Genomic DNA, 26,831 nt, shown 5'->3' on the forward strand with positions numbered 1-26,831 from the left:
TGACGCCTTTTTAGTCTCAGCGTAACATGCGCCCACCATTACCCTAAGAGGACATTCGCCTTGGACACACCCAGTACATACTGGCTCACTGACCTGCATTTCAGGTACAACTCCTAAGGCTATCCTCTTTTGCCGATAGCCTTCGTGGTTGTTGGCGACCGCATGTCCCGTCGCTCTGAGTCAGTTTTGCTCGCTGACTGAAACATCTGTTTCCCGTGTTCAAGCGCTCTGTCCCATTTTGTTACTGTGAATTGGGAGTACAGCTAATGTTGAGCGCATTTAAACTCGACCAAAACCGTCTGACCCGCCTTGAACTGGATGATGCTGATGCCAGGGACGAGCTGATCGGTTCCGTCTGGGTCGATTTGATCGAACCGGAAGAAGCTGAACGAGATCGGGTACAAACCGAACTGGGCCAGAGCCTTGCGACCCGCCCTGAACTGGAAGATATCGAAGCCTCCGCACGTTTCTTCGAAGATGAAGATGGTCTGCATATTCACTCATTTTTCTTCTATGAAGATGCTGACGATCACGCGGGTAACTCGACGGTGGCCTTCACCATTCGTGAAGGGCGCCTGTATACCCTGCGCGAACGTGAACTCCCGGCGTTTCGTCTTTACCGTATGCGTGCCCGTAATCAGGTTCTGAGCGACGGAAATGCTTACGAGCTGCTGCTCGATCTGTTTGAGACAAAAATCGAACAGCTGGCGGATGAGATCGAGAATATCTACAGCGATCTGGAAAAACTGAGCCGCGTGATTATGGAAGGACAGCAGGGCGATGCGTTTGATGAAGCACTGTCGACGCTGGCAGAGCTGGAAGATATCGGCTGGAAGGTGCGCCTGTGTCTGATGGATACCCAGCGTGCACTTAACTTCCTGGTACGTAAGGCGCGTCTGCCAGGCAATCAGCTGGAGCAGGCTCGCGAGATCCTGCGCGATATCGAATCCCTGCTGCCGCACAATGAATCCCTGTTCCAGAAAGTTAACTTCCTGATGCAGGCGGCGATGGGCTTTATCAACATCGAACAGAACCGCATCATCAAGATCTTCTCGGTGGTATCGGTGGTCTTCCTGCCGCCTACCCTGGTGGCCTCCAGCTACGGGATGAACTTCGAGTTTATGCCTGAGCTGAAATGGAGCTTTGGCTATCCAGGGGCGATTAGCCTGATGATCCTCGCCGGTCTGGCACCTTACGCCTACTTTAAGCGTAAGAACTGGCTGTAAGCCGCTCGATAAAAAAAATCGCCTGAGAGGCGATTTTTTTATTTCTGCTTATCGCGCTATACGGCCGACGATCGGCGTAATGCCAACAGAGCATCGGCAATAAAGAGCGCCAGCGCTGTCCAGATAAAGCCAAAGGTCACGACTTTATCGGGTGTCATTTGCTCTCCGTAAAATAATACGGCTAGCAGGAACATCAGCGTGGGTGCCATATACTGGAAAAAGCCGACGGTGGACAGTTTCAAACGTGTACAAGCGGCAGTAAACAGCATCAGCGGAACCGTGGTGATCACCCCGGCAGCGGCCAGCATCAAGTTGAGGCTCAGTGGGTTGCTTCCCAGATGGCTGGTGGGGCTGTCGGCTATCGCGAACAGATAGATAGCCGCAGGGATTAACAGCCAACTGGTTTCAATCAGCATTCCGCTTTGGGCATCAACGGCTATTTTTTTACGCAGCAAGCCATAGAATGAAAAGCTGATGGCGAGACTGAGAGCGATCACCGGCACGGAACCAAACTGCCACACCTGTATCAGTACGCCGCAGGCCGCGAGTGCCACTGCCAGCCATTGCAGGCGCCGGAAGCGTTCCCCGAGAAACACCATCCCCACCAGAACGTTCAGCAACGGGTTAATAAAGTAACCCAGACTGGCCTCCAGCAAATGGTGATTATTCACCGCCCAGATATACAGCAGCCAGTTACCGCAAATCACAACGGCGGAGAGCGCCAGCAGCAGCACCTTTTTGGGGTGCTGGATAACCGTACGGACATTGCGCCAGTGTCGGCTGGCGGTGAGCAGCACCAGCATAAAGAAAAATGACCAGATCACCCGGTGGGTCATAATTTCCCCGGGGGCAACTTGCTGGATGAGCTTGAAGTAAACCGGAGCAATGCCCCAGATAAAATAAGCGCCCAGAGCAAAGAAAATGCCCTGGCGAGTGTGCTGTGGATTCATGAAGTTAACCGATCAGATAGGTAGCAGTGGCGCTGGCAATATGAACACCGACATCGTTATGTAACTCGACCCTGGCAACCGACACTTTATTACCACCACGTAACAGACTGCTGCTGGCCGTAAAGCGTTCACCACGGCCGGGACGCAGATAATCCACCCGCAGGTCGATGGTTCCCATGCGCGACAGGCGCTGGCGTAGCTCCTCTTCAGTGATGGTTTCCTGGCGTGTCAGCGCGCTGGTGACACACACCAGACCGGCAGCGACATCCAGTACGGAAGCGATCACGCCACCGTGCAATATTTTCTGAGCAGAGTTACCGACCAGCATGGTCTGGTTCGCCAGGCTTATCTCTGCGTAATCCGACTCCAGTCGGTCCAGCTCCAGCCCCAGTGCGCGATTGAACGGCATGTGGTAGACAAAAATCTCGCCAATCAGGCGGCGAGCGGCAGCCTGATCCATAGGTACTGCTGACATTAGCGGGTCTTCCTGTAATGCGGTCTGAATGAAAAATCAGGTTAACGGAGTGTGTATAATATGCTTCGTTGACGGTGCTTTCCACTTTCGGAAATGAGCACTAATCCCCCAGGATGTTTCTGTGTAGAATGGCGTGCTTTTTATTCACTTATCCGCCTCTCTGGGAGAATCCTATGGCTCTGCTGAAAGGATTGCTGGCGTCAGCAATTCTGTTTCCGACGTTGGTGCTGGCACAGACCGCTACCGTAAAAGATGTCCACGATCAGCCTGCGGTTCGCGGCAGCATTATTGCCAATTTGCTGGAGAAGCACGATAACCCGTTTATCTTGTTCCCTTACGAAAACAACTATCTGCTTTACACGGATACCAGCAATATCAACAAGGAAGCGATCGAGTCTTACGACTGGGGAAATAAAGCCAAACATGATGAAGTGAAGTTCCAGTTAAGCCTGGCCTTCCCGTTATGGCGTGGCATTCTCGGCGATAACTCGGTGCTGGCGGCGTCCTATACTCAACGGTCCTGGTGGCAGTTATCTAATCGTGGTGCCTCTTCACCGTTTCGTGAAACCAACTACCAGCCGCAGATCTTTCTTGGCTGGGCCACGGATTACTCTTTCGCTGGCTGGACGTTACGCGATGTGGAAACGGGCCTGAATCATGAGTCTAACGGCCGATCCGATCCGACATCGCGCAGCTGGAACCGTGTCTATGCCCGACTGATGGCAGAAAACGGCAATTGGATGGTTGAGGTCAAACCCTGGTACCGTCTTCCAGAAAGTGAAAATAATGACGATAACCCGGATATCACTAAGTACATGGGTTATTATTGCCTGACGGTGGGCTACCAGTGGGGCGAGAGCATCTTCAGCGTGAGGAGCAACTACAACTGGAACAGCGGCTACGGCGGCGCTGAACTGGGCTGGAGCTACCCGATGACCGATCATGTGCGTTTCTATACGCAGGTGTTTAGTGGTTATGGCGAATCGTTAATCGACTATAACCACCGTCAAACGCGCGTCGGTGTGGGCGTGACGCTCAACGACCTGTTCTAAGGTCGTCGTGACCGGGTTGAGCAATCAACCCGGCCAGAATTCTTGTTATTTCAGATGTGGGGACAACGTGTCTACGGCAGCAGTCATCAATAAAGAAACGCTGGCAGAGCAGGTATTACGCGATACCTTCGGCTATCAGCAGTTTCGTCCGGGGCAACAAACCATCATTCAGGAGTCGCTCAACGGGCGTGACTGTCTGGTCGTTATGCCAACCGGCGGCGGAAAATCACTCTGTTATCAGATCCCTGCACTGGTGCGTGAGGGGCTGACGCTGGTGGTGTCGCCGTTGATCTCGTTGATGAAAGACCAGGTCGACCAACTGCTTGCAAACGGCGTTGCGGCGGCCTGCCTCAATTCGACGCAGAACCGTGAAGAGCAGCAGGAAGTGATGGCAGGCTGCCGTACCGGTCGCATCCGTCTACTGTACATTGCCCCTGAACGTCTGATGATGGACAACTTCCTCGAGCAGCTGACGCACTGGAATCCGGCGATGCTGGCGGTGGATGAAGCCCACTGTATTTCCCAGTGGGGCCACGACTTCCGCCCGGAATACGGTGCGCTGGGCCAGCTACGTCATCGCCTGCCGGATGTCCCGGTGATGGCGTTGACCGCCACCGCCGATGAAACCACGCGTAACGACATTGCCCGTCTGCTGCAGCTTGATGACCCGCTCATCCAGGTCAGTAGCTTTGACCGCCCCAATATCCGCTATACGCTGGTGGAAAAATTCAAACCTACCGAACAGCTGCTGCGCTATGTGCAGGATCAGCGCGGCAAGTGCGGCATCATTTACTGTAACAGCCGGGCCAAAGTGGAAGACACCGCAGCACGTCTGCAAAGCCGTGGCCTGAGCGTTGGCGCCTATCATGCGGGCATGGATAACGCACACCGTGCTCATGTGCAGGAAGCCTTCCAGCGCGATGACCTGCAAATCGTGGTGGCGACCGTGGCTTTTGGTATGGGCATTAACAAACCCAACGTGCGTTTTGTGGTGCACTTTGATATCCCGCGCAATATCGAATCCTACTATCAGGAAACCGGGCGTGCGGGGCGTGATGGCCTGCCAGCCGAGGCGCTGCTGCTGTACGATCCGGCCGATATGGCCTGGTTGCGTAAGTGTCTGGAAGAGAAAACACCGGGGCCGCTACAGGATATTGAACGCCATAAGCTGAATGCGATGGGTGCGTTTGCCGAAGCGCAGACCTGCCGTCGTCTGGTCTTGCTGAACTATTTTGGTGAGGGGCGTCAGCAGCCTTGCGACAACTGCGATATCTGCCTTGATCCACCGCGCCGCTATGATGGCCTGGTCGAGGCGCAAAAAGCACTCTCCTGCATTTATCGCGTTGGGCAGCGTTTTGGTATGGGGTATATCGTCGAGATCCTGCGCGGCGCCAATAACCAGCGCATCCGCGATATGCAGCACGACAAATTACCGGTGTATGGCATCGGCCGTGAGCAGAGCCATGAGCACTGGACCAGCGTGTTACGCCAGTTGATTCACCTTGGGCTGGTGACGCAAAACATCGCCATGCACTCAGCATTACAGCTGACGGAAGCCGCACGCCCCACCTTACGTGGTGAAGTGCCGCTGATGCTGGCGGTTCCTCGCCTGGTGAGTATTAAACCGCGTAACAGCAGCCAGAAATCCTATGGCGGAAGTTATGACCGCAAGCTGTTTGCCAAACTGCGCAAGCTGCGTAAATCCATCGCCGATGAAGCCAATGTTCCGCCATATGTGGTGTTTAACGATGCAACGCTGATTGAAATGGCGGAGCAAATGCCGCTGACAGCATCCGAGATGTTGAGTGTGAATGGCGTCGGGCATAAGAAGCTGGAGCGTTTTGGCAGGCCGTTTATGGTGATGATCAAAGAACATGTCGACGGTGAAGACGACGAGTAATGTTTGATGTGGGCCGATCGATAAATTATCGGCCGCGACAGGTTTTGTAGGGGGCAGGCATGCCCGACCCGGGTTCTGTTAGGCGATTCTTCGTGCCGAGGCCAGCAGTGCACCTACCGCAATAAACAAGCCCCCAAAAATCCGGTTTAGCAATTTCATCTGATGCGGTCCTTTGATCCACGCGGAGATGCGTGTGGCCAGCGTGGCATAGCCAATCATCACGATAATATCCACCACTACGGTCGTGACGCCCAGGACCAGATACTGCATCGCCTGCGGCTGATGTGGCAGAATGAACTGCGGGAAGAGGGCAGCCAGGAACACAATACTTTTTGGATTGGTCAGATTCACCAGCACGGCGCGTTTAAACAGCCTACGACGCGGCATCGCTTTGGCAACCGCATTCAGATCGATCGCCCCGGCCGATCGCCACTGTTGAATACCCAGCCAGACCAGGTAGCCCGCCCCGGCCCATTTAAGAATTTCAAAGGCCAGTAACGACTGGGAAAACAGTGCACCCAGCCCGATGCCAACCAGCACAATATGCAGCGACAGCCCAACCTGAAGGCCGGAGATTGAGGCGACCGCACCCCGATAACCGTGGCTGATACCGGTGCTCATGGTATTGATTGCGCCAGAACCTGGCGACAGACTTAAGATGCTGGTTGTTAACAGATAGGTCAGCCACCACTCGATGGTCATGCGTAAAACTCCCGAAAAACGCTCATTTGTGACACAATACGTTATTGTTGAATGCGGCGCTACGGGGAACCCTGCCCCTTTTTTTAAGGGAGAGTCCTTTCTGGAAATGAGCCTGATGGAACATCGTAAACACAACTGGACGACGCGGGAAAAAGCCTTTGCGGCATTTGCTACAGGCCCGTTGCTGGATTTCTGGAAATTGCGTGAAGAGGATGAGTTTTTCGGTGTTGAAAACATCCCGATCCGCTACGTCCGTTTCATCTCACCGCAACACGATAAGGTGATACTGCTGTGCCCGGGGCGCATTGAAAGCTATGTGAAATACCCGGAGCTGGCCTATGACCTGTTCCATAGCGGTTATGATGTCATCATTATCGATCATCGCGGGCAGGGACGATCCGGGCGGTTATTGCAGGATTCTCACCGTGGCCATGTGGTTGAATTCGAAGATTATGTCGACGACCTCGAAACCCTGTATTTGAAAGAGATTGTCACACGTCACTATCGCCGCCGTTATGCACTGGCCCATTCGATGGGCGGGGCGATACTGGCGCTGATGCTGGCTCGCCAGCCTGCGGCGTTTGATGCAGTGGCGCTGGCATCGCCGATGTTTGGCATCTTCCTGCCGATGCCGTTATGGATGGCCAACTCTATCCTTAATTGGGCGGAAAAATATCCGACGGTACGCGAGGGTTTTGCACTGGGGACCGGAAAATGGCATGCGCGCCCGTTCGCCATTAACGAACTGACACACAGCCGTGAACGCTATCGCCGTAACCTGCGCTTTTATGCCGACGACCCGGGCTTGCGTGTGGGTGGCCCCACTTATCACTGGGTGAGAGAAGGGGTACGCGCCGGGCACAGTATTTTAAGCCAGGCGGCGAAGATATCGACGCCGCTGCTGCTGCTCCAGGCCGCTGACGATAAAGTGGTGGATAACCGCGCTCAGGATCTGTTTTGCCAGACGATGGTGGCCGCCGGCCAGCCCTGCGAAGGGGGTAAGCCGATGATTATCGACGGTGCCCGCCACGAGATCCTGTTTGAGAAAGACAGCATGCGCAGCGAAGCGCTGGAGGCCATCCTGGCCTTTTTTTCCCGCCACTGCTGAGTGGACAGAATGACTTTGCCGGTGGGTACTGACAGCCCGCCAGAAATATTAATCAGAGGTGTTATGTACCGTATTGTTGCTTCAGATCTGGATGGCACGCTGCTGTCACCGGACCACACGCTTTCCCCTTATGCCCGCGAAACGTTACAGTTGCTGACACGTAAAGGCATCCATTTTGTCTTTGCAACGGGCCGCCATTACATCGACGTGGCGCAGATGCGTGACAGCCTGGGCATCGATGCTTACATGATCACCTCAAATGGGGCGCGGGTGCATAACACCGCCGGTGAGCTGGTTTTCAGTCACAACCTGGATGAAGATATCGCGCTTGAACTGTTCGCCATGCAGCACGCCAACCCTGATATCTACACCAACGTGTATCGGGATGAAGAGTGGTTCCTGAACCGCCACCGTCCTGAAGAGATGGATTTCTTCCGCGAGTCTGACTTCAACTATCAGATCTATGAGCCGGGCCAGCTGTCGACCGACGGCATCAGCAAGGTGTTCTTCACCTGCGCGATCCCGGAACTGCTGGTCCCACTGGAGTTGGCGCTGATTGCGCGCTGGGGTGATCGGGTTAACGTCAGCTTCTCGCTGCCAACCTGCCTGGAAGTGATGGCGGGCGGTGTGTCGAAAGGGCACGCGCTGGATGCGGTATCAAAATCACTGGGCTTCTCGTTACAGGAGTGCATTGCCTTTGGTGACGGTATGAATGATAAAGAGATGCTGAGTATGGCGGGCAAAGGCTGCATCATGAGCAACTCTCATCAGCGCCTGAAAGATATCTTACCGGAGCTGGAAGTGATCGGGTCGAATGCCGATCAGGCCGTGCCGAACTTCCTGCGTCAGCTGTATCACGTGTAAGTCTGCAGGGCCGATCAACTGTTCGATCGGCCCTTTAGTCATCCGATAGTTATCGACCTAAGAAACGAACGGCTTTATCCGGGAAATCAGTAAACAGACCATCAACCTCCGCTTTGTTGTACAGCAGGTCGTACAGCTGATCGACGTTGCTGACATAAGGCGGTAGCTGATCGGCGCGTACCGTGTACGGATGCACCACCAGATGATTCTGGTGTGCCTCTTTGACCATATCGTTCAGCGCCACATTGCCGGTTTTTGCGCCTGGCGCCACCAGCATATGGTAATCCGGGCCAATACCGTCGGCGTATTGGGCGATGGTTTTCATCGCACCCGGCGCGAACATCCAATCGTAATCGTAGTTCACCCACTTACCGTCGCGCTGCTCCTGAGTTTCATCCCATTTGGTATAGGCGATCAGCTGCACCAGCTTCAGATTCATTCCCCGCTGAGGTTCCAGTTCGGTCTTGATGCGCTTCACTTCGTTATAGTCAAAGCACTGCACATAAACCTTATCGGTCTTACTGCTGTAACCATACTGCTTCAGGACGTCCAGCACTTTGGCAGAGATATCCTTGCCTTCTTTGCGGTGGAACCACGGGGCTTTAATTTCGGTATAAATCCCGATGTCTTTGCCGGTGGAGTGGTTCAGGCCCTGAATAAACTCCAGTTCTTCCTCAAAGGTATGAACACGGAAATCAGATTTCCCCATCGGGAAGCGGCCTGGAAAGGTCTGCACCTTTTTGCCGTTTTCAAGCGTAAAGCCTTCGGTAAACGCCAGGCTCTTGATCTCGGCAAGGGTAAAGTCGATAGCGTAATAACGTCCGTCAGCCCGTGCGCGATGGGGGAAACGCGTGGCAACATCCGTCACCCGATCCAGATAGTGGTCATGCAGCACCACCAGATGATCGTCTTTGGTCATCACCAGATCCTGCTCAAGGTAATCCGCTCCCTGAGCATAGGCCATCGCTTTTGCCGGCAGGCTGTGTTCCGGCAGATAACCGCTGGCCCCACGATGCGCAATCACGACAGGCGAAGAACTCGCGGCTGTCGCCGCGAGAGAGGTGGTGAGAAGTAAGGTAGCGATAACGTTTTTCAACATAATGTTCCCTTCAATCAGAGTGAGTTCAGGCCCTGTTTGTGTTTCTTCTCGCTGAACATCGTCATCGTCAGCAGGATCACCGCCAGCACACAGCCGCCGATCATAATGATAAAGCCGCCATCCCAGCCGAAGTAATCAACGGTATAGCCGACGATAGCACTGGCGGCAACGGACCCACCGAGGTAGCCAAACAGACCGGTAAAGCCTGCTGCGGTACCCGCCGCTTTCTTCGGTGCCAGCTCCAGGGCATGCAGACCAATCAGCATCACCGGGCCATAAATCAGGAAGCCAATAATCATCATACAGGCCATATCCACACCAGGATTACCGGCCGGGTTCATCCAGTACACAACGGTGGCAATGGTCACCAACACCATAAAGAACACGCCTGTTGCACCACGGTTACCTTTAAAGACTTTATCCGACATCCAGCCGCACAGCAGCGTACCCGGGATACCGGCGTACTCGTAGAAGAAGTAAGCCCACGATGATTTATCCAGCGTGAAGTGTTTCACTTCTTTCAGGTAGGTCGGTGACCAGTCGAGGATGCCGTAACGCAGCAGGTAAACAAACACGTTAGCCAGCGCGATATACCACAGCAGTTTGTTCGGCAGGATGTACTGCATAAAGATCTGCTTAGCCGTTAGCTCATCTTCATGTTTCTCATCATAGTTCGGTGGATAGTCGTTTTTGTACTCCTCAATCGGCGGCAGGCCGCAAGACTGCGGGGTATCACGCATCAGCGCAAAAGCAATGATGGCGATAACAATGGCACCAAAAGCAGGCATATACAGCGCCGCTTTCCAGTCGTTAAACCAGGCCATACCGAGCAGGAACAGCAGTGGAGGGATACCACCACCGACGTTATGCGCACAGTTCCAGACGGAAACAATGCCGCCGCGCTCTTTCTGTGACCACCAGTGCACCATTGTACGACCGCACGGCGGCCAGCCCATCCCCTGGAACCATCCACACAGGAACAGCAGTACAAACATCACCATGATGCTGGACGTTGCCCAGGGGACAAAGCCCATAAACAACATGACTGCCGCGGCAAGTATCAGGCCAGCAGGTAAGAAGACGCGCGGGTTGGAGCGGTCAGAGACCGACCCCATAATGAATTTTGAGAAACCGTAGGCGATAGAGATGCCGGAGAGCGCAAAGCCGAGGTCACCACGTGAGAAACCCTGTTCAACCAGGTAGGGCATCGCGAGGGCAAAGTTCTTACGCACCAGGTAGTAGGCAGCATAACCGAAGAATATCCCCAGAAAGATCTGCCAGCGTAGCTTGCGGTATAACGGGTCAACGCGGCTGTCATCAACGCGGGGCTGATGTGCAGCAGGTTTGAAAAAACGTAACATTTTGGCCTCCCATGGCTCGAAAGACTGACATCCGGCTTCGAATGCGCAGAGTAGAGGAACAGGATCCTGTTAAAACAGGAATAAATGTTCCATTTCGCGCATAGCGTAGTCGTAATCAGAACAACTGACTGTGAAGAATGGCGCAAATGTTACAGTTTTATGACGAGATGGCTATATCTACATCACAAATCGGTGTTTTATTTTCATAATGAAACTATAAAATGTGAGGATAGTCACATATGCAAACCCAGATAAAGGCTGTGGGTTTCGTTTGGTGAGTGATTTTGTTCTAAAAGGAAGGTTTTAATCTGGCAGAAGAACAAAGATTAACGCCAGCAGATGGCGTTAATCAGTCAGTCAATCGCTTAGGCTTTCTTCACCGGACGGATTTTCATCGTCAGGCCTTTGAGGAAGTTACGCAGAATTTGATCGCCGCATTCGCGGTAATTTTTATGCCCAGGTTTACGGAAGATCGCCCCAATTTCTGACTGTCCTACCGCAAAATCGGCACTTTTCAGTAGTTCCAGAATGTCGGTGGTTTTCAGGTCGAAGGCAACACGCAGCTTCTTCATCAGGATGTTATTGGTCATCTTGCGTTCGATAGAAGGCGCAGGTGCGTCTTCACTTTTGCCACGGCGTTCAAAAATCAAACCATTCAGAAAGTAACCCATGATGACATCAGGGCAGGGGCGATAGCCGGCTTCATCCTCTTTTTTCAGGAAGCTGTGCACTTCGGCTTCTGTTACTTCGCTCTCTGCCAGCGCCAGAATGCTCACAACTTTAGCATCGCTTAAATTCAGCATGTAACGCACGCTGCGCAGGACATCGTTATTGGTCATAGGGACTCTCTGTAGTGAAACAATTGCAGTGAGTGCAGTATAACTCGTCGTCCCTCAGGGTGCATCTGCGTTAGCGGCGTGCGCTGCCCTGAGTCACGAGCGCGGGTCAGCGTGTAACGCCAGTAGTCGACTGGCTGCCGTGCATGCTAAGGATGGCTGATGGAAGGATGTGGCACGCCAGGACGGGATGCATCACGAACCCGAGGCAGATGATCGCAGGCGTGCTGGCGGGCGGAACGAATAAAGGCTTCGACTACAGGCTGACGCTGTTCACCGTCGCGCACTGCCGCATACAGGCGGCTCCAAAGGCCCTCTCCCAGCGTTTTCGTTACCACCAGTCCCTGATGCTCAAAACTCTCCACTACCCAGTGTGGCAGCGCAGCAATCCCCATCTGTGCAGACACCATCTGAATCAGCAGTAGCGTGTTGTCTACGCTTTTCAACGTTGGGCTGACATCGGCCGGCTGTAAGAAATGACGCCAGATATCCAGGCGTTGGCGCTGAACCGGATAAATCATCAGCACCTCACTGGCCAGGTCTTCCGGTGAAATATGCGCCTTTTGCGCCAGGGGATGATCCGGTGCCAGCACCAGGCGGACTTCGAAATCAAACATAGGTGAATAAAACAGCCCACTGCGCGGCAGAATATCGGAGGTCAGTACCACATCCAGCTCTCCCTGTTGCAGGGCGGGCTGCGGGTCAAATGTCATCCCCGATTTGAAATCCATCACCACCTGCGGCCAGCTCTTGCGGAAATTGTTCAGCGCCGGGGTCAGCCACTGAATACAACTGTGGCATTCAATAGCGATGCGCAATGTGGTCTGGTGCGGTTCATGGCAGGCCTGCAATGCCTGCTGGATTTGCGGCAGCACCTGTTCCGCCAGTTGCAGCAAAATTTCTCCCTGTGGCGTGAAACGCAGCGGCTGGCTTTTACGTACAAACAGCCGGAACCCCAGACGTTGCTCCAGGTCGCTGAACTGATGAGATAACGCTGACTGCGTTTGATGAAGCTGGGCCGCCGCCGCCGCCAGTGAACCTGTCGTTCGCAACGCTTGCAGCGTCCGCAGGTGTTTAAGTTCGATCATGAGAGTCCTTCACATCGACAGTGAATATTTTGCGCTTGTGGTTGATACAGTACCTGCACAATATAGCGGTGTAAACATCTGGACGTCTAAATGATTCGCTGATGAGTTTACTTGTCATTTTACATCCCGGGCAGTGCTCAGAATCCTCACGTACTTCAGTACGCTCCGGTTCTTGCGCGCTGGCTGTGTGCACACTGACATCAGCCAATTTTGATGGTCCCGGTAAAGAACAATTTAACGAGGCACAACTGATGACTATTCTGAACCACATTCTCGGATTTCCCCGCGTTGGTCTGCGTCGCGAACTGAAAAAAGCGCAGGAAAGCTACTGGGCGGGCACCACCAGCCAGGACGATCTGCTGACGACTGGCCGTGAACTTCGTGCACGCCACTGGCAACAGCAGAAAGACGCAGGTGTGAATCTGCTGCCGGTCGGTGACTTCGCCTGGTACGATCACGTGCTGACCACCAGCCTGATGCTGGGTAACGTACCCGCGCGCCACCAGAATAAAGAGGGCTCAGTTGACCTCGATACGTTGTTCCGTCTTGGTCGTGGCCGCGCTCCGACCGGTGAACCCGCCGCCGCCGCAGAAATGACCAAATGGTTTAACACCAACTATCACTACATGGTGCCTGAATTTGTTCAGGGTCAGCAGTTCAAACTGACCTGGACCCAACTGCTGGACGAAGTCGACGAAGCGCTGGCGCTGGGCCACAAAATTAAACCTGTCTTACTGGGCCCGGTAACTTATCTTTGGCTGGGCAAAGTGAAAGGGGATCAGTTTGATCGCCTGAGCCTGTTGAAAGACATCCTGCCAGTTTACCAGCAGGTGCTGGCCGAACTGGCTAAACGCGATATCGAATGGGTGCAGATTGACGAGCCCGCGCTGGCGCTGGAACTGCCTGCCGAGTGGTTAGCTGCTTTCAAATCCGCCTATGCTGCATTGCAGGGGCACAGCAAGCTGCTGCTGACCACCTATTTCGACAGTATCGGCCAGAACATTGACATCATTACGGCACTACCGGTTCAGGGGCTGCATGTGGACCTGGTCCACGGTAACGATGATATCTTTGTGCTCAACAGCAAAGTACCGGCAAGCTGGTTGCTGTCAGTCGGGGTGATTAACGGTCGTAACGTCTGGCGTGCGGATCTGAGCCGCTGGTTTGAGCGTCTGCAACCGCTGAGCGCTGCCCGTAAACAGCTGTGGATCGGTTCTTCCTGCTCACTGCTGCACAGCCCGATCGACCTGAGCGTGGAAACCCGTCTGGATGATGAAGTAAAAAGTTGGTTCGCCTTTGCGCTGCAAAAGTGTGCTGAACTGTCACTGCTGAGCAATGCGCTGAACAACAACGACTCGGCATCACTGGAGGCCTGGAGCGCGCCCGTTCGCGCCCGTAAACACTCCACCCGTGTTCACAATGCGGCCGTTGGCGAGCGTCTGGCCGGGATTACTGCCAGAGACAGCCAGCGTAACAGCAGCTACCTGGTGCGTGCTGAAGCACAACGTCAGCGTTTCCAGTTGCCCGCCTGGCCCACCACCACTATCGGTTCCTTCCCGCAAACCACCGAAATTCGTGGCCTGCGCCTTGATTTCAAACAAGGGCGTCTGGACGGCAATCACTACCGTACCGGCATCGCTGAACATATTAAGCAGGCCATTGCTGAGCAAGAGCGTTTAGGTCTGGACGTGCTGGTGCACGGCGAAGCGGAACGTAATGACATGGTGGAATATTTCGGTGAAAACCTGGATGGCTTTATCTTTACGCAGAATGGCTGGGTACAGAGCTACGGTTCGCGCTGTGTGAAACCGCCGGTGATTATCGGTGACGTCAGCCGCCCGGAAGCCATTACCGTTGAGTGGGCGAAGTATGCGCAGTCTCTGACCGACAAGCCGGTCAAAGGCATGCTGACCGGGCCAGTGACGATCCTGTGCTGGTCATTCCCACGTGAAGATGTGTCTCGCGAAACCATCGCAAAACAGATTGCCCTGGCACTGCGTGACGAAGTGGAAGATCTGGAAAAAGCCGGTATCGGTATCATCCAGATTGACGAACCTGCACTGCGCGAAGGTTTACCGCTGCATCGCTCCGACTGGGCTGCCTATCTGAAGTGGGCTGTGGATGCCTTCCGTTTAAACGCCGCCGTGGCGCAGGATGACACTCAGATTCACACCCACATGTGTTACTGCGAGTTCAACGACATCATGGATTCGATCGCTGCACTGGATGCCGATGTGATCACCATCGAAACCTCACGCTCGGATATGGAACTGCTGGAGTCGTTTGAAGAGTTCGACTACCCGAATGAAATCGGTCCCGGCGTTTACGATATTCACTCGCCAAACGTTCCGAGCGTGGAGTGGATGGAAGCACTGCTGCTGAAAGCGGCACAACGGATCCCGACTGAACGTCTGTGGGTTAACCCGGATTGTGGTCTGAAAACGCGTGGCTGGACAGAAACACGTCAGGCTCTGGCAAACATGGTGAAAGCGGCCCAGAACCTGCGCAGCACGCAAAAAGCCTGATGACGATGTTGTTGCTGATCATAAAGGGGCGCCAAGAGGCGCCCCTTTTTTATGCTTTTGGCGCCACGCCATGCTGTTTAAACCATGCCAGCATCCGTTGCCAGCCATCCTGAGCAGACTCCGCGTGATAGCTGGGACGATAATCCGCATTAAAGGCGTGCCCGGCATCGGGGTAAACGATAATCTCAGCGTCAGCATTCGCCGCACGCAGCGCCTGGCGCATGGTCTCCACGCTCTCCAGTGGGATACCGTCATCTTTGCCGCCGTACAGGCCCAGAACCGGCGAATTCAGATCCACGGCAATATCCACCGGATGCTTCTGCTGCTTCATGGTTTTTTCACCCACCAGCTTGCCATACCAGGCGACCGCGGCTTTTAGCTGCGGATTGTGCGCGGCATACAGCCAGGTGATACGTCCGCCCCAGCAAAAACCGGTGGCAGCCATGTTGCGCATATCCCCGCCATGACGGGACGCCCAGTTTGCCACGTGGTCGAGATCGGCCAGTACCTGGCTGTCCGGGACCTTGCTGACGAGGTCATTGAACAGGGTGGAGATGTCGGTGTAATCCGCAGGATCACCCTGGCGGAAATAGAGTTCTGGCGCCACCGCCAGATAGCCTTCACTGGCCAGACGACGACAAATATCCCGGATATGTTCATGTACGCCAAAGATCTCCTGGACCACCAGCACTACCGGCAACAGCCCTTCGGCATGGCGCGGTTTCGCATGGAAAGCCGGCATGTTCTCACCCTGAGTAGGAATGGACGTCTCACCTGAAATAATATCGGTACTGTCAGTGATAATCGTGGTGGCTGCGGCAGGACCTGTTGCGGGTGCAAACCCTTTATTGCTCGATTCTTGCGTCGTGTTATCGTCGGTTTTCATTATCCTCTCCGTGCATGCACAAGTACGATCGGCATTCAGGGTTTAACTATAGCCCGTAATGCGATGGGATCAGGTTTCACTACGGGCTATCTCTATCACCAGATAGCCCTGAACCACAGGCCCGGATGTGTGAAAGTGCCATGATCGGATTTAATAATGTGACATCCATCACTTTTTACAATGTAATCAATGCAATTTTCATTTGTATTATCGATGTTAATCACATAAATGTTCGCCGGATTTCCTTACAGTAGCATCCCGTTAACTATCCCTCTTCCCGTGAAAGGAGTTTGAAATGGCACAGTCTGACGTTTTCCATCTTGGCTTAACGAAAGCCGACCTTCAGGGCGCCACACTGGCCATCGTGCCGGGCGACCCGGAGCGCGTGAAGAAAATTGCCGCCCTGATGGACAATCCGGTTCATCTGGCATCGCATCGTGAATTCACCACCTGGCGTGCCGAGTTATCCGGTAAACCCGTGATTGTCTGCTCAACAGGTATTGGTGGCCCGTCCACCTCGATTGCCGTGGAAGAACTGGCTCAGCTTGGAGTACGTACTTTCCTGCGCGTGGGAACCACCGGCGCGATCCAGCCTGATATCAACGTCGGTGACGTGCTGGTGACCACGGGGTCTGTGCGTCTTGATGGCGCCAGCCTGCACTTTGCTCCGTTGGAGTTCCCGGCTGTGGCGGACTTTACCTGCACCACGGCGCTGGTCGACGCGGCTAAAGCGGCTGGTGCGACCACCCATATTGGCATTACCGCCTCGTCAGACACCTTCTATCCGGGCCAGGAGCGTTATGACACCTTCTCCGGACGGGTGGTCAGCCGCTTCCAGAACTCGATGAAAGAGTGGCAGCAGATGGGCGTACTGAACTACGAAATGGAATCTGCCACGCTGCTCACCATGTGTGCCAGCCAGGGGCTGCGTGCCGGGATGGTGGCAGGGGTCATCGTCAACCGCACCCAGCAGGAAATCCCGGATGCAGAAACCATGAAACGCACCGAGAGCGATGCGGTGAAGATTGTGGTTGAGGCTGCCCGCCGTCTGATCTAATCGTTTTTCTTCTGGCCGTGCTCACGCACGGCCTGCAATGCCTTTTCCGCCGTGAAAAAATTCAGATCCTCCTCGATATTCCCTCCCTAAGCTGCCCGTTCACTGCTTTTTATCTGGACATTCATACAGTGCACCTCTATTTTTCCCCTGTCAGGGTTTCAGCAGGAGAAGCAGGGTGGATGCAACAATCGTATATGGTGCCGGTATTGGTCTGGTTGGGTTGCTGGCGGGCTGGTTAATCGCCGGGATCCGCAGCCAGCAGCAGCTGGCCAACGGCGAAACTGAGCGGCGTTTGCTTCAGCAGTCGGTGGAACTGGCGGAATCTGAACGCCAGCGTCAGCAGCAGCAGCTGGATGCCCAGCTCCTGACGCAAAAACAGAATGAGCAGGAATTGCGTCAGCTGCACGGTTCACTGGCAGCGGCCGGAGAGAAGCTGCACCAGCTTGATCACTGGCGTGGTGAAACTGAGCAGCTCAATCGTGAGCTGCGCAATCAGCTGGAGATCAATGCCTCGCAGGAGGCTGAACTGCGCGAAGTTACCATCCGCCTGGAAGAGACGCGCATGGCGGCGGAAGAGAAGCAGCGGCTGCTGGTGAACAGTGAGCAGCGCCTTAACGCGCAGTTTGAAAATCTGGCGAACCGCATCTTTGAAAACAGTGGCCGCCGGGTGGATGAACAAAATCGTCAGAGCCTGCATGGCCTGATTACGCCGCTGCGGGAACAGCTTGAGGGCTTTCGCCGCCAGGTTCAGGAAGGATTTGGCCAGGAGGCGCGTGAACGGCACACCCTCGCGCATGAAATACGGAACCTGCAACAGCTGAATGCGCAGATGGCCCAGGAAGCGATCAACCTGACCAAGGCGCTCAAGGGAGATAACAAAACGCAGGGTAACTGGGGAGAAGTGATCCTCAGCCGGGTGCTGGAAGCTTCCGGTTTGCGTGAAGGCCATGAATACGAAACGCAGGTTAACATCCAGCTTGAGCAAAATGGGCGAATGCAGCCTGACGTGATCGTACGCCTGCCGCAGGGCAAGGATGTGGTGATTGACGCCAAAATGACGCTGGTGGCCTATGAGCGCTATTTTAACGGTGATGATGACGCAGCGCGTGAACTGGCAATCACTGAGCATATCGCTGCGATCCGTGGGCACTTACGCCTGCTAAGCCGAAAAGATTACCAACAATTACCGGGTTTACGCTCGCTGGATTATGTGTTGATGTTTATCCCGGTGGAACCCGCTTTCCTGCTGGCCATCGACAGACAGCCAGAGCTGATCAACGAGGCGTTGAACCAGAACATCATGCTGGTCAGCCCGACCACCTTGCTGGTGGCGCTGCGCACCATCAATAATCTGTGGCGCTATGAGCACCAGAGTCGTCACGCCCAGCGTATTGCCGATCGTGCCGCCCGGCTCTATGACAAAATGCGTCTTTTTGTCGATGATATGAGTGCCATCGGCCAGAACCTTGATAAGGCTCAGGATAGCTATCGACAGGCAATGAAAAAATTGTCCGAAGGTCGGGGCAATCTGATTGCTCAGACAGAAGGGTTCCGCCAGATGGGGGTTGAAGTGAAGCGTCCGATTAACCCAAGGCTGGTGGAACAGGCATTACCAGAAGCTGATGACGATGTGGATGACGATGATGATATGCCGCCTGTAGAAAAGGCGGAATATTCGCCGGATGCAGTATCACGCCGTATCAATGAATAAGCGTGCGGCCAGTGCCTGGCCTGCGTGACTCTGGTACACTTGGCAAATATTTGATTGTAGAGCAGGCAAAACAAATGGCAGATGAATCAAAGGACACAACCCACTTCGGCTACCGCACCGTTGCGAAAGACGAAAAGGCCGATATGGTTGCTGATGTTTTCCATTCCGTTGCGGCCAAATATGATCTGATGAATGACCTGATGTCATTCGGCATTCACCGCATCTGGAAGCGTTTTACCATTGATTCCAGCGGCGTGCGCCGTGGGCAACGCGTTCTCGATCTGGCGGGTGGCACGGGTGACCTCACGGCGAAATTCTCGCGCCTGGTGGGTGAAACCGGTGAAGTCGTGCTGGCCGATATCAACAGCTCAATGCTGAAAGTGGGCCGTGAAAAGCTGCGCAATAAAGGCATTATCGGCAACGTGAATTATGTGCAGGCCAACGCCGAAGCACTGCCGTTTCCTGATAACTATTTTGACTGCATCACTATCGCTTTCGGTCTGCGTAATGTGACTGAAAAAGAAAAAGCGCTGGCGTCCATGTTCCGTGTGCTGAAGCCGGGTGGGCGTTTGCTGGTACTGGAGTTTTCCAAGCCGCAGTTCGCACCGTTGAGCAAAGCGTACGATGCCTATTCATTCCATATTTTGCCGCGCATTGGTGAAATGGTCGCGAAAGACGCAGGCAGCTATCGCTATCTGGCAGAGTCCATCCGTATGCATCCCGATCAGGACACTCTGAAACAGATGATGAATGACGTTGGCTTTGAAAACACCACGTATCACAATCTGACGGGCGGCATTGTTGCCTTGCACCGCGGATTTAAGTTTTAAGCAGGGAAACGAATGACATTAACGCCGCTATTAACCGCCAGTCTGGAGACCGCACTTAACCATTTGCTGTACCGCGATCGTGGCCTTAAGGCGGCGCGTCAACGTCTCAATGGTCGCAGCCTGGCGATCGTGCTGGCCGAGCTCAAGCAGCCGATTATCTTCATTTTCAGTGAACAGCAGGTGGACGTGATTGGCGAATGGAGTGATACACCGGATTGTACGGTGAAGACGCGCTTTGCCACGCTGTCAAAACTGCGTGATCGGCAGCAACTGACGACACTTATTCGCAGCGGTGAGCTGGAAGTTGAAGGTGACCTTCAGGTTGTGCAGCAGTTTTCGGCCCTGCTGGACCTGGCAGAACTGGACCCGGCAGAGTATCTTGCGCCCTGGATCGGTGATATCGCCGCCCAGGGCATCACGCAGTTCGCCCGACGTGGTTTCAACGCCGTCCGCCGTGATGTGCAGCGTAAACAGAGTTATCTGTCACAAACGGTGACGGAAGAGTGGCGTCTGGCACCGGGTTCGCTTGAGCTGGTGTGGTTTGCTGAAGAAGTGGATGCGCTGTCCCGTTCGCTGGATGCGTTAGATGCTCGCCTTAGCCAGCTGGAGGTCAAATGACCTTCGGTGAACTGCGTCGTCTCTATCTGATTATTCGTGTGTTCCTCAGCTACGGTCTTGATGAACTGATCCCGAAAATGCGCCTGACTCTGCCGTTACGGCTGGGGCGTAAATGCCTGTTCTGGATGCCTAACCGCCATAAAGACAAGCCATTGGGCGAGCGTTTACGCTTGTCTCTGGAGCAGTTAGGGCCGGTGTGGATTAAGTTTGGGCAAATGATGTCGACCCGTCGGGACCTGTTTCCGCCGTTGATCGCTGATCAGCTAGCGATGTTGCAGGATCGCGTCGCGCCATTTGATGGGGCTAAAGCGCTTAAACTGATCGAACAGTCGCTGGGTGCGCCTATCGACACCCAGTTCGATGATTTCAATATTGTCCCGCTGGCTTCTGCCTCTATCGCCCAGGTACATACTGCAACCCTGAAAGAGAACGGCCGTGAAGTGGTGATCAAGGTGATCCGCCCGGACATTTTGCCGGTGATTAAAGCGGATATGCGATTGATTTACCGCCTGGCGCGCTGGGTGCCGCGTTTGTTACCTGATGGTCGCCGTCTGCGTCCACGCGAAGTGGTGGCGGACTATGAAAAAACACTGCTCGACGAGCTGAACCTGCTGCGCGAAGCCGCCAATGCTATCCAGCTGCGACGTAACTTTGATAGCAGCAAGATGCTGTACATACCGGAAGTCTTTTCAGATTACTGCAGTGAAAATATGATGGTGATGGAGCGTATTTACGGTATTCCCATCTCCGATGTGGTGACGCTGGAGCAGCATGGCGTCAACATGAAGCTGCTGGCCGAGCGTGGCGTACAGGTCTTCTTTACCCAGGTGTTCCGTGACAGCTTTTTCCATGCGGATATGCACCCCGGTAACATCTTCGTCAGCTATGAACATCCGGAAGATCCGCAATATATTGGCATTGACTGCGGTATTGTTGGCTCTCTGAACAAAGAAGATAAACGCTATCTGGCAGAGAATTTCATTGCCTTCTTTAATCGCGACTACCGTAAGGTGGCCGAGCTGCACGTGGATTCCGGCTGGGTGCCGCCCGATACCAATGTGGAAGATTTCGAATTCGCCATTCGCACAGTGTGCGAACCGATTTTTGAGAAACCGCTGGCCGAAATTTCGTTCGGACATGTGCTACTTAACCTGTTCAACACGGCACGTCGCTTTAATATGGAAGTGCAGCCTCAGCTGGTTCTGCTGCAAAAAACCTTGCTGTACGTTGAAGGGGTGGGTCGCCAGCTCTATCCACAGCTGGATTTGTGGAAAACGGCCAAGCCTTTCCTGGAAGACTGGATTAAAGACCAGGTAGGGATTCCTGCCATTGTGCGTGCGTTGAAAGAAAAAGCGCCGTTCTGGGCAGAAAAATTGCCTGAGCTGCCAGAGCTATTTTATGACAGCCTGCGTCAGCATAAGCATTTGCGCCACAGTGTTGATCGCCTGGCTAACGATCTGAAAGGAGAGCGTGCAAAGCAGCATCAGTCGCGCTATCTGTTTGGTGTCGGTGCTACATTGCTGCTCAGTGGGACGGCAATCCTGCTGTCACGTCCTGAATGGGATATGTTCTCTGCCGGGCTGATGGCCGCAGGCGTTGTTGCCTGGCTGGTGGGCTGGCGCAGAATAAACTGATTGTCATGAAAGGTAAATAGGCAGTTTATTGCGCAAGGGGCAAGGTTTGCGCATCGTAAGTAAGACATAAGCTGTTATATACTCGAAATCCGCATCACTTATTGTTATCAGAGGTAATCATGGGTATTACACTTCCACACTTGTTGATCATCGCGGTACTGGTGATTCTGTTGTTTGGCACCAAAAAACTGCGCTCACTGGGTTCTGACCTCGGTTCGTCGATCAAAGGCTTTAAAAAAGCCATGAGCGATGAAGACGACAAAGAAAAAAACCATGCTCATGATGATGCTGACTTCAATGCCAAACTGGCTGAACCGCAGCAGACTGAAGCGAAGAAAGAAGACGTCAAGAACGACAAGGTGTAATCCGTGTTCGACATAGGCTTTGGTGAACTGGTACTGGTATTCGTTATTGGCCTGGTGGTATTGGGTCCGCAGCGTTTACCTGTTGCAGTCAGAACGGTGATGGGCTGGATTCGCGCAATGCGTTCTCTGGCAACCAGCGTTCAGAATGAGCTGGCCCAGGAACTGAAAATTCAGGAACTGCAGGACGGCCTGAAAAAAATTGAACAGGCCAGCAAAGACAGTCTCTCCCCTGAACTGAAAGCGACGGTCGATGAGCTGAAACAGACGGCTGATTCAATGAAGCGCTCCTACTTGGGCGAAAATGAAAAAGCGGATGACGAAGCTCATACTATCCATAATCCGTTGGTGAAAGATCCGCAAGAATCGCATGATGGTGCCACGCCAGCGGCAGCGGATCACCAGGCAAGTGCGCCTGCACAGGCACCTGTCACGGTGACGCAATCTGCCTCGTCAATGCCATCTGAATCGAAACAGCCGCCAGCGTCTTCCGCTCCGCGTGCACCCGTGCCACCCCTACAACCAGGCGATGAACGTTAAATATGGCTGTTGATGATACCCAACCGCTTATCAGTCATCTGATTGAGCTACGTAAGCGCCTGTTGAACAGCATTATTGCTGTTCTGGCCATTTTTCTGTGCCTGGTGTATTTTTCCAACGATATTTATCAACTTGTCTCGGCGCCATTGATCAAGCAATTGCCCGCCGGGGCCAGTATGATCGCTACGGATGTCGCCTCTCCTTTTCTGGCACCGATTAAGCTGACAATCATTGTCTCTTTGTTCCTGTCAGTGCCGGTTATCCTCTACCAGGTGTGGGCTTTTGTGGCGCCCGCGTTGTATCGCCATGAACGCAGGCTGGTTATGCCCCTGCTGTTTTCCAGTTCATTCCTATTCTACCTGGGGATGGCTTTCGCCTACTTTATTGTCTTCCCGCTGGCGTTTAGTTTATTTTCCAAGACCGCGCCCCAGGGAGTGACGATTGCCACCGACATTAATAACTATCTCGATTTTGTGATGACGTTATTTATGGCATTTGGTGTGTCGTTCGAAGTACCGATTGCTATCGTTCTGCTGTGCTGGACCGGGGTAACAACGCCAGAAGATTTGCGTGCGAAGCGCCCGTATGTGCTGGTAGGTGCATTTGTCGTGGGCATGTTACTGACGCCGCCGGATATCTTCTCCCAGACGTTGCTGGCCATTCCGATGTACTGCCTGTTTGAAGTCGGTGTTTTTGTTTCCCGCTTCTACGTGGGTAAAAACCGTCGAGATGATGAAGACGAAGTACAGGACGCGGAATCGGAGTAACGATGCGCGAACGGCTGCCACCGGCAGAACAATCTGAATAAATTAACCGCCCGTCAGGGCGGTTACTGTATGGAAGAGACTATGTTTGATATTGGTGTAAACCTGACCAGCACGCAGTTCGCGAAAGATCGCGAAAAAGTCGTTAAACGTGCGCGTGAAGCGGGTGTCACCGGCATGTTGATTACGGGCACCAATGCGCTGGAAAGTCAGCAGGCTTGCAGCCTTGCACAGCAGCATCCGAAGTATTGCTGGTCAACCGCTGGCGTTCATCCCCATCATGCCAGCGAGTGGTCGGGAGAAACGGCGGCTACGCTGCGTCGACTGGCAGAAAACGAGCGGGTTGTCGCTATTGGGGAGTGTGGCCTCGATTTTAACCGTAACTTTTCTGAGCCGGAACAGCAGGCTTACGCCTTTGAAGCCCAGCTCGCTTTGGCCGCCGAATTATCACTGCCTGTGTTTCTGCACTGCCGGGAAGCCCATGAGCGGTTTATTGCGATCCTGACGCCGTGGTTACCTAAGCTACCAGCGGCTGTATTGCACTGCTTTACCGGGACACGTGAAGAGCTGGAAGCCTGTCTGGCAGTGGGATTATCTATCGGAATTACCGGATGGGTGTGCGATGAGCGAAGAGGACAGGCGCTGCGCGAGTTGATGCCGTTGATCCCGGCAGAACGTCTGTTGCTGGAAACGGATGCGCCCTGGTTGCTCCCGCGTGATATGCACCCACGTCCGGCATCGCGCCGCAATGAACCCTGTTTTTTACCGCATATTGTTCAACAGGTGGCACTACTGCGTGGGGAAGATGCGGGTGAACTGGCAGAGCAAACGGCGTTAAACGCACGAAAACTGTTTGGTCTGTGAGACGCCCTGGGGCTATTTTTGCCTCTGAATGATGCGTATTACAGCTTCTGAAACTGGCGGTTGCCCACACTGCGTACCACCTGTTTATTTAACAGGTTCAGTAGCAGCATAGATCGGGCTTCACCGTCAGGTTCAGTGAATATCGCCTGCAACCCTTCAAATGCACCCTCGGTAATAATTACCGTATCGCCTGGCTGCGGCAGCTCACTTTCTACGACGGTTTCGATAGGGCTTTGCAACGCGACAATCACATCCAGCGGGACGGTGGCGGGCTGGGTACCAAAACGGACAAAATGGCTGACCCCACGCGTTGCGCTGATGGTTGTGGTGTGAATGGATTCAGGATCGAACTCAATAAACAGATAATTAGGGAATAACGGTTCATTCACCTGGGTACGTTTACCGCGCACTGTTTTCTCTAAAGCAATCATCGGGCTGAGGCAATGCACGGCCTGGCGCTCAAGGTGTTCTTTTGCGCGCAGTAACTGACCTCGTTTGCAGTAAAGTAAATACCAGGATTCCATAACATCACTTTCCAATTATCTGTCCGATAAGAATAGCAAAATCGCTCTGAGAGATATAGCGAGATTGGCGGCATCAGTCTGTTTCATCCCCCTGGCTCACAGGGTACTCCGTCATACGATAACGCTGAATTCGCCGTTATTATCGAATCAACTTGTCGCCTTACACCTGTGTCGTATCCTTATTATGCACGGTAGATCAGCCTTATTCTAATAAGCGAGTCCGCTGTGTTTTGCCGTGCGCAAGAGGCTAAACGTTGCAACAAAATTTACCCTGAGCGATGGATCGGCACTATAATGGCCGACTCACTGACCGTACTGATGGAAAGTCATGAAATACCACGACTTACGCGACTTCCTTTCTCTGCTTGAACAGCGTGGGGAATTAAAACGCATCAAACATGAGATCGATCCCGATCTGGAAATGACTGAAATTGCCGATCGCACACTGCGTGCCGGTGGTCCTGCTCTGCTGTTTGAAAACCCGAAAGGTTACAGCATGCCAGTCCTTTGCAATCTCTTTGGTACCCCGGACCGCGTGGCGCTGGGCATGGGCCAGGAGGATGTTAAAGCACTGCGTGACGTTGGCCGCCTGCTGGCCTTCCTTAAGGAGCCTGAGCCGCCGCGTGGTTTCCGCGACTTCTTCGATAAAATGCCGCAGTGGAAGCAGGTCCTGAACATGCCGACCAAACGGCTGCGCAGTGCACCTTGCCAGGAACAAATCTGGCAGGGCGATGATGTCGATCTCAGCCGTATTCCGGTGATGAAATGCTGGCCAGACGACGCAGCACCGCTGGTGACCTGGGGTCTGACCGTGACGCGCGGCCCGCTGAAAGAACGCCAGAATTTAGGCATCTATCGTCAGCAGGTGATTGGTAAAAACAAACTGATCATGCGTTGGCTCTCACACCGTGGCGGCGCACTGGATTTCCAGGATTGGTGCCAGCAGCATCCGGGCGAACGTTTTCCCGTCTCTGTTGCGCTGGGTGCCGATCCGGCCACCATTCTCGCGGCCGTCACGCCAGTGCCGGATACTCTGTCGGAATATGCTTTTGCCGGGCTGTTACGCGGCACGAAAACCGAAGTGGTTAAGTGCGTTTCCAACGATCTGGAAGTCCCTGCCAGTGCAGAAATTGTGTTGGAGGGGTACATTGAACCGGGTGAAATGGCACCGGAAGGTCCATACGGTGACCACACTGGTTACTATAATGAAGTGGATAACTTCCCGGTGTTCACCATCACGCATATTACGCAGCGCCGTGATGCGATTTATCATTCTACCTTTACCGGGCGTCCGCCGGATGAACCTGCGGTACTGGGTGTCGCGCTGAATGAAGTGTTTGTGCCGATCCTGCAAAAACAGTTTCCGGAGATTGTGGATTTCTATTTACCACCGGAAGGGTGTTCATACCGTCTTGCCGTGGTGACGATTAAGAAACAGTATGCCGGACACGCCAAACGCGTCATGATGGGTGTCTGGTCTTTCTTGCGTCAGTTTATGTATACCAAATTTGTTATCGTCTGCGATGATGACATTAATGCCCGAGACTGGAATGATGTCATATGGGCGATCACCACGCGTATGGATCCGGCCCGTGATACCGTGCTGATTGAAAATACACCGATCGACTACCTCGATTTTGCCTCGCCTGTTTCGGGTCTGGGGTCAAAAATGGGGCTTGATGCGACCAATAAATGGCCGGGTGAAACCCAGCGCGAGTGGGGTACGCCAATCCGTAAGGACCCTGCCGTTACTGCACGTATTGATGCGATCTGGGATGAGTTAGGCATCTTGAGTGATACACCAGCGCGATGAAGCGCTGGCGGTCAAATGATAATGACGACCCGACAGAGGGAA

General features: G+C 53.7%; 26 protein-coding genes. 17 read left to right on the forward strand and 9 right to left on the reverse strand.

All coding sequences use genetic code 11. The annotated features are described in order from the left end of the window. Positions 1–60: 60 nt before the first annotated feature. Positions 61–117, forward strand: a complete 57-nt coding sequence (gene ysgD / locus WH277_RS28675) for a YsgD/CorL family protein (protein ID WP_374760164.1) — start codon at positions 61–63, stop codon at positions 115–117. A 149-nt stretch (positions 118–266) separates the two neighbouring features. Continuing rightward, complete coding sequence (corA, locus tag WH277_RS07085; protein WP_133846841.1) at positions 267–1,226, forward strand: magnesium/cobalt transporter CorA; 960 nt, start codon at positions 267–269, stop codon at positions 1,224–1,226. Between the two features lie 56 nt (positions 1,227–1,282). Here corA and rarD read toward each other — a convergent pair whose 3' ends face one another. Both rarD and WH277_RS07095 read right to left on the reverse strand, forming a co-directional pair. After that, on the reverse strand, positions 1,283–2,176 hold the full coding sequence (gene rarD / locus WH277_RS07090) for an EamA family transporter RarD (protein WP_133846840.1): 894 nt from the start codon (positions 2,174–2,176) through the stop codon (positions 1,283–1,285). 4 nt (positions 2,177–2,180) lie between these two features. Continuing rightward, on the reverse strand, positions 2,181–2,651 hold the full coding sequence (locus WH277_RS07095; RefSeq protein WP_339505109.1) for a thioesterase family protein: 471 nt from the start codon (positions 2,649–2,651) through the stop codon (positions 2,181–2,183). Between the two features lie 173 nt (positions 2,652–2,824). On the opposite strand from WH277_RS07095, the gene pldA reads away from it, so the two are divergent. Both pldA and recQ read left to right on the forward strand, forming a co-directional pair. Beyond that, positions 2,825–3,703: a phospholipase A gene (gene pldA, locus WH277_RS07100; protein ID WP_339505111.1), complete on the forward strand. Its 879-nt coding sequence runs from the start codon at positions 2,825–2,827 to the stop codon at positions 3,701–3,703. Between the two features lie 67 nt (positions 3,704–3,770). After that, positions 3,771–5,603: an ATP-dependent DNA helicase RecQ gene (gene recQ, locus WH277_RS07105; protein WP_133846837.1), complete on the forward strand. Its 1,833-nt coding sequence runs from the start codon at positions 3,771–3,773 to the stop codon at positions 5,601–5,603. Between the two features lie 78 nt (positions 5,604–5,681). On the opposite strand, the gene rhtB is transcribed toward recQ, so the two are convergent. Next, on the reverse strand, positions 5,682–6,305 hold the full coding sequence (rhtB, locus tag WH277_RS07110) for a homoserine/homoserine lactone efflux protein (protein WP_133846836.1): 624 nt from the start codon (positions 6,303–6,305) through the stop codon (positions 5,682–5,684). Positions 6,306–6,420: 115 nt separating this feature from the next. Here rhtB and pldB point away from each other — a divergent pair, with 115 nt between their 5' ends. Together pldB and yigL are read left to right on the forward strand one after the other, a co-directional pair. Further along, entirely contained in the window at positions 6,421–7,413 is a 993-nt protein-coding gene (pldB, locus tag WH277_RS07115) for a lysophospholipase L2 (protein ID WP_133846835.1), read from the forward strand. 63 nt (positions 7,414–7,476) lie between these two features. Continuing rightward, the gene (gene yigL / locus WH277_RS07120; RefSeq protein WP_133846834.1) at positions 7,477–8,277 is read left to right on the forward strand and encodes a sugar/pyridoxal phosphate phosphatase YigL; all 801 of its coding nucleotides are present in this window, start codon (positions 7,477–7,479) and stop codon (positions 8,275–8,277) included. A gap of 49 nt (positions 8,278–8,326) precedes the next feature. Here the strand turns inward: yigL and glpQ are convergent, their stop codons facing one another. The 4 genes from glpQ to metR form a co-directional block, all read right to left on the reverse strand. After that, positions 8,327–9,376, reverse strand: a complete 1,050-nt coding sequence (glpQ, locus tag WH277_RS07125; RefSeq protein WP_133846833.1) for a glycerophosphodiester phosphodiesterase — start codon at positions 9,374–9,376, stop codon at positions 8,327–8,329. 14 nt (positions 9,377–9,390) lie between these two features. Next, positions 9,391–10,737 carry a glycerol-3-phosphate transporter gene (glpT, locus tag WH277_RS07130; RefSeq protein WP_133846832.1) on the reverse strand — a complete coding sequence of 449 codons (1,347 nt, stop codon included), beginning with the start codon at positions 10,735–10,737 and terminating at the stop codon, positions 9,391–9,393. 365 nt (positions 10,738–11,102) lie between these two features. Next, positions 11,103–11,576: a YehS family protein gene (locus WH277_RS07135; RefSeq protein WP_133846831.1), complete on the reverse strand. Its 474-nt coding sequence runs from the start codon at positions 11,574–11,576 to the stop codon at positions 11,103–11,105. 146 nt (positions 11,577–11,722) lie between these two features. Continuing rightward, the gene (metR, locus tag WH277_RS07140; RefSeq protein ID WP_133846830.1) at positions 11,723–12,661 is read right to left on the reverse strand and encodes an HTH-type transcriptional regulator MetR; all 939 of its coding nucleotides are present in this window, start codon (positions 12,659–12,661) and stop codon (positions 11,723–11,725) included. Positions 12,662–12,912: 251 nt separating this feature from the next. Between metR and metE the strand changes: the two genes are divergently transcribed. Then, positions 12,913–15,186 carry a 5-methyltetrahydropteroyltriglutamate--homocysteine S-methyltransferase gene (gene metE, locus WH277_RS07145; protein ID WP_339505114.1) on the forward strand — a complete coding sequence of 758 codons (2,274 nt, stop codon included), beginning with the start codon at positions 12,913–12,915 and terminating at the stop codon, positions 15,184–15,186. 49 nt (positions 15,187–15,235) lie between these two features. Here the strand turns inward: metE and WH277_RS07150 are convergent, their stop codons facing one another. After that, complete coding sequence (locus WH277_RS07150; RefSeq protein ID WP_133846828.1) at positions 15,236–16,072, reverse strand: dienelactone hydrolase family protein; 837 nt, start codon at positions 16,070–16,072, stop codon at positions 15,236–15,238. 295 nt (positions 16,073–16,367) lie between these two features. Here WH277_RS07150 and udp point away from each other — a divergent pair, with 295 nt between their 5' ends. The 9 genes from udp to tatD all read left to right on the forward strand — a co-directional run bounded on the left by udp (position 16,368) and on the right by tatD (position 24,452). Continuing rightward, on the forward strand, positions 16,368–17,129 hold the full coding sequence (udp, locus tag WH277_RS07155; protein WP_133846827.1) for a uridine phosphorylase: 762 nt from the start codon (positions 16,368–16,370) through the stop codon (positions 17,127–17,129). A gap of 175 nt (positions 17,130–17,304) precedes the next feature. Next, positions 17,305–18,840, forward strand: coding sequence for a DNA recombination protein RmuC (gene rmuC / locus WH277_RS07160; RefSeq protein ID WP_133846826.1), 1,536 nt, complete (start codon positions 17,305–17,307; stop codon positions 18,838–18,840). A 74-nt stretch (positions 18,841–18,914) separates the two neighbouring features. After that, entirely contained in the window at positions 18,915–19,670 is a 756-nt protein-coding gene (gene ubiE / locus WH277_RS07165) for a bifunctional demethylmenaquinone methyltransferase/2-methoxy-6-polyprenyl-1,4-benzoquinol methylase UbiE (RefSeq protein WP_133846825.1), read from the forward strand. Between the two features lie 12 nt (positions 19,671–19,682). After that, positions 19,683–20,288 carry a ubiquinone biosynthesis protein UbiJ gene (gene ubiJ, locus WH277_RS07170; protein WP_159338547.1) on the forward strand — a complete coding sequence of 202 codons (606 nt, stop codon included), beginning with the start codon at positions 19,683–19,685 and terminating at the stop codon, positions 20,286–20,288. Then, on the forward strand, positions 20,285–21,922 hold the full coding sequence (gene ubiB / locus WH277_RS07175) for a ubiquinone biosynthesis regulatory protein kinase UbiB (RefSeq protein ID WP_339505117.1): 1,638 nt from the start codon (positions 20,285–20,287) through the stop codon (positions 21,920–21,922). The genes ubiJ and ubiB overlap by 4 nt, the downstream gene beginning before the upstream one ends. 116 nt (positions 21,923–22,038) lie before the next feature. Continuing rightward, on the forward strand, positions 22,039–22,287 hold the full coding sequence (gene tatA, locus WH277_RS07180) for a twin-arginine translocase TatA/TatE family subunit (protein WP_133846885.1): 249 nt from the start codon (positions 22,039–22,041) through the stop codon (positions 22,285–22,287). A 3-nt stretch (positions 22,288–22,290) separates the two neighbouring features. Continuing rightward, entirely contained in the window at positions 22,291–22,824 is a 534-nt protein-coding gene (gene tatB, locus WH277_RS07185) for a Sec-independent protein translocase protein TatB (protein ID WP_133846822.1), read from the forward strand. A 2-nt stretch (positions 22,825–22,826) separates the two neighbouring features. After that, complete coding sequence (gene tatC / locus WH277_RS07190; protein ID WP_339505118.1) at positions 22,827–23,591, forward strand: Sec-independent protein translocase subunit TatC; 765 nt, start codon at positions 22,827–22,829, stop codon at positions 23,589–23,591. A gap of 81 nt (positions 23,592–23,672) precedes the next feature. Continuing rightward, positions 23,673–24,452 carry a 3'-5' ssDNA/RNA exonuclease TatD gene (gene tatD / locus WH277_RS07195; protein WP_133846820.1) on the forward strand — a complete coding sequence of 260 codons (780 nt, stop codon included), beginning with the start codon at positions 23,673–23,675 and terminating at the stop codon, positions 24,450–24,452. A 38-nt stretch (positions 24,453–24,490) separates the two neighbouring features. Here the strand turns inward: tatD and rfaH are convergent, their stop codons facing one another. Beyond that, complete coding sequence (rfaH, locus tag WH277_RS07200) at positions 24,491–24,976, reverse strand: transcription/translation regulatory transformer protein RfaH (RefSeq protein ID WP_167864787.1); 486 nt, start codon at positions 24,974–24,976, stop codon at positions 24,491–24,493. 328 nt (positions 24,977–25,304) lie between these two features. On the opposite strand from rfaH, the gene ubiD reads away from it, so the two are divergent. Continuing rightward, positions 25,305–26,789 (forward strand): 4-hydroxy-3-polyprenylbenzoate decarboxylase, encoded by a 1,485-nt coding sequence (ubiD, locus tag WH277_RS07205; RefSeq protein ID WP_133846818.1) that lies wholly within the window; start codon positions 25,305–25,307, stop codon positions 26,787–26,789. Positions 26,790–26,831 lie beyond the last annotated feature (42 nt).

This window comes from Erwinia sp. MYb416 (assembly GCF_037479575.1).
GTDB lineage: Bacteria > Pseudomonadota > Gammaproteobacteria > Enterobacterales > Enterobacteriaceae > Erwinia > Erwinia rhapontici.

What these genes read in the sequence shown, in the direction of transcription:
- corA (WP_133846841.1), top strand. Translation starts at nt 267, where the DNA reads ATGTTGAGCGCATTTAAACTCGACCAAAACCGTCTGACCCGCCTTGAA.
- rarD (WP_133846840.1), bottom strand. Translation starts at nt 2,176, where the DNA reads ATGAATCCACAGCACACTCGCCAGGGCATTTTCTTTGCTCTGGGCGCT.
- WH277_RS07095 (WP_339505109.1), bottom strand. Translation starts at nt 2,651, where the DNA reads ATGTCAGCAGTACCTATGGATCAGGCTGCCGCTCGCCGCCTGATTGGC.
- pldA (WP_339505111.1), top strand. Translation starts at nt 2,825, where the DNA reads ATGGCTCTGCTGAAAGGATTGCTGGCGTCAGCAATTCTGTTTCCGACG.
- rhtB (WP_133846836.1), bottom strand. Translation starts at nt 6,305, where the DNA reads ATGACCATCGAGTGGTGGCTGACCTATCTGTTAACAACCAGCATCTTA.
- pldB (WP_133846835.1), top strand. Translation starts at nt 6,421, where the DNA reads ATGGAACATCGTAAACACAACTGGACGACGCGGGAAAAAGCCTTTGCG.
- yigL (WP_133846834.1), top strand. Translation starts at nt 7,477, where the DNA reads ATGTACCGTATTGTTGCTTCAGATCTGGATGGCACGCTGCTGTCACCG.
- glpQ (WP_133846833.1), bottom strand. Translation starts at nt 9,376, where the DNA reads ATGTTGAAAAACGTTATCGCTACCTTACTTCTCACCACCTCTCTCGCG.
- glpT (WP_133846832.1), bottom strand. Translation starts at nt 10,737, where the DNA reads ATGTTACGTTTTTTCAAACCTGCTGCACATCAGCCCCGCGTTGATGAC.
- WH277_RS07135 (WP_133846831.1), bottom strand. Translation starts at nt 11,576, where the DNA reads ATGACCAATAACGATGTCCTGCGCAGCGTGCGTTACATGCTGAATTTA.
- metR (WP_133846830.1), bottom strand. Translation starts at nt 12,661, where the DNA reads ATGATCGAACTTAAACACCTGCGGACGCTGCAAGCGTTGCGAACGACA.
- metE (WP_339505114.1), top strand. Translation starts at nt 12,913, where the DNA reads ATGACTATTCTGAACCACATTCTCGGATTTCCCCGCGTTGGTCTGCGT.
- WH277_RS07150 (WP_133846828.1), bottom strand. Translation starts at nt 16,072, where the DNA reads ATGAAAACCGACGATAACACGACGCAAGAATCGAGCAATAAAGGGTTT.
- udp (WP_133846827.1), top strand. Translation starts at nt 16,368, where the DNA reads ATGGCACAGTCTGACGTTTTCCATCTTGGCTTAACGAAAGCCGACCTT.
- ubiE (WP_133846825.1), top strand. Translation starts at nt 18,915, where the DNA reads ATGGCAGATGAATCAAAGGACACAACCCACTTCGGCTACCGCACCGTT.
- ubiJ (WP_159338547.1), top strand. Translation starts at nt 19,683, where the DNA reads ATGACATTAACGCCGCTATTAACCGCCAGTCTGGAGACCGCACTTAAC.
- ubiB (WP_339505117.1), top strand. Translation starts at nt 20,285, where the DNA reads ATGACCTTCGGTGAACTGCGTCGTCTCTATCTGATTATTCGTGTGTTC.
- tatC (WP_339505118.1), top strand. Translation starts at nt 22,827, where the DNA reads ATGGCTGTTGATGATACCCAACCGCTTATCAGTCATCTGATTGAGCTA.
- tatD (WP_133846820.1), top strand. Translation starts at nt 23,673, where the DNA reads ATGTTTGATATTGGTGTAAACCTGACCAGCACGCAGTTCGCGAAAGAT.
- rfaH (WP_167864787.1), bottom strand. Translation starts at nt 24,976, where the DNA reads ATGGAATCCTGGTATTTACTTTACTGCAAACGAGGTCAGTTACTGCGC.
- ubiD (WP_133846818.1), top strand. Translation starts at nt 25,305, where the DNA reads ATGAAATACCACGACTTACGCGACTTCCTTTCTCTGCTTGAACAGCGT.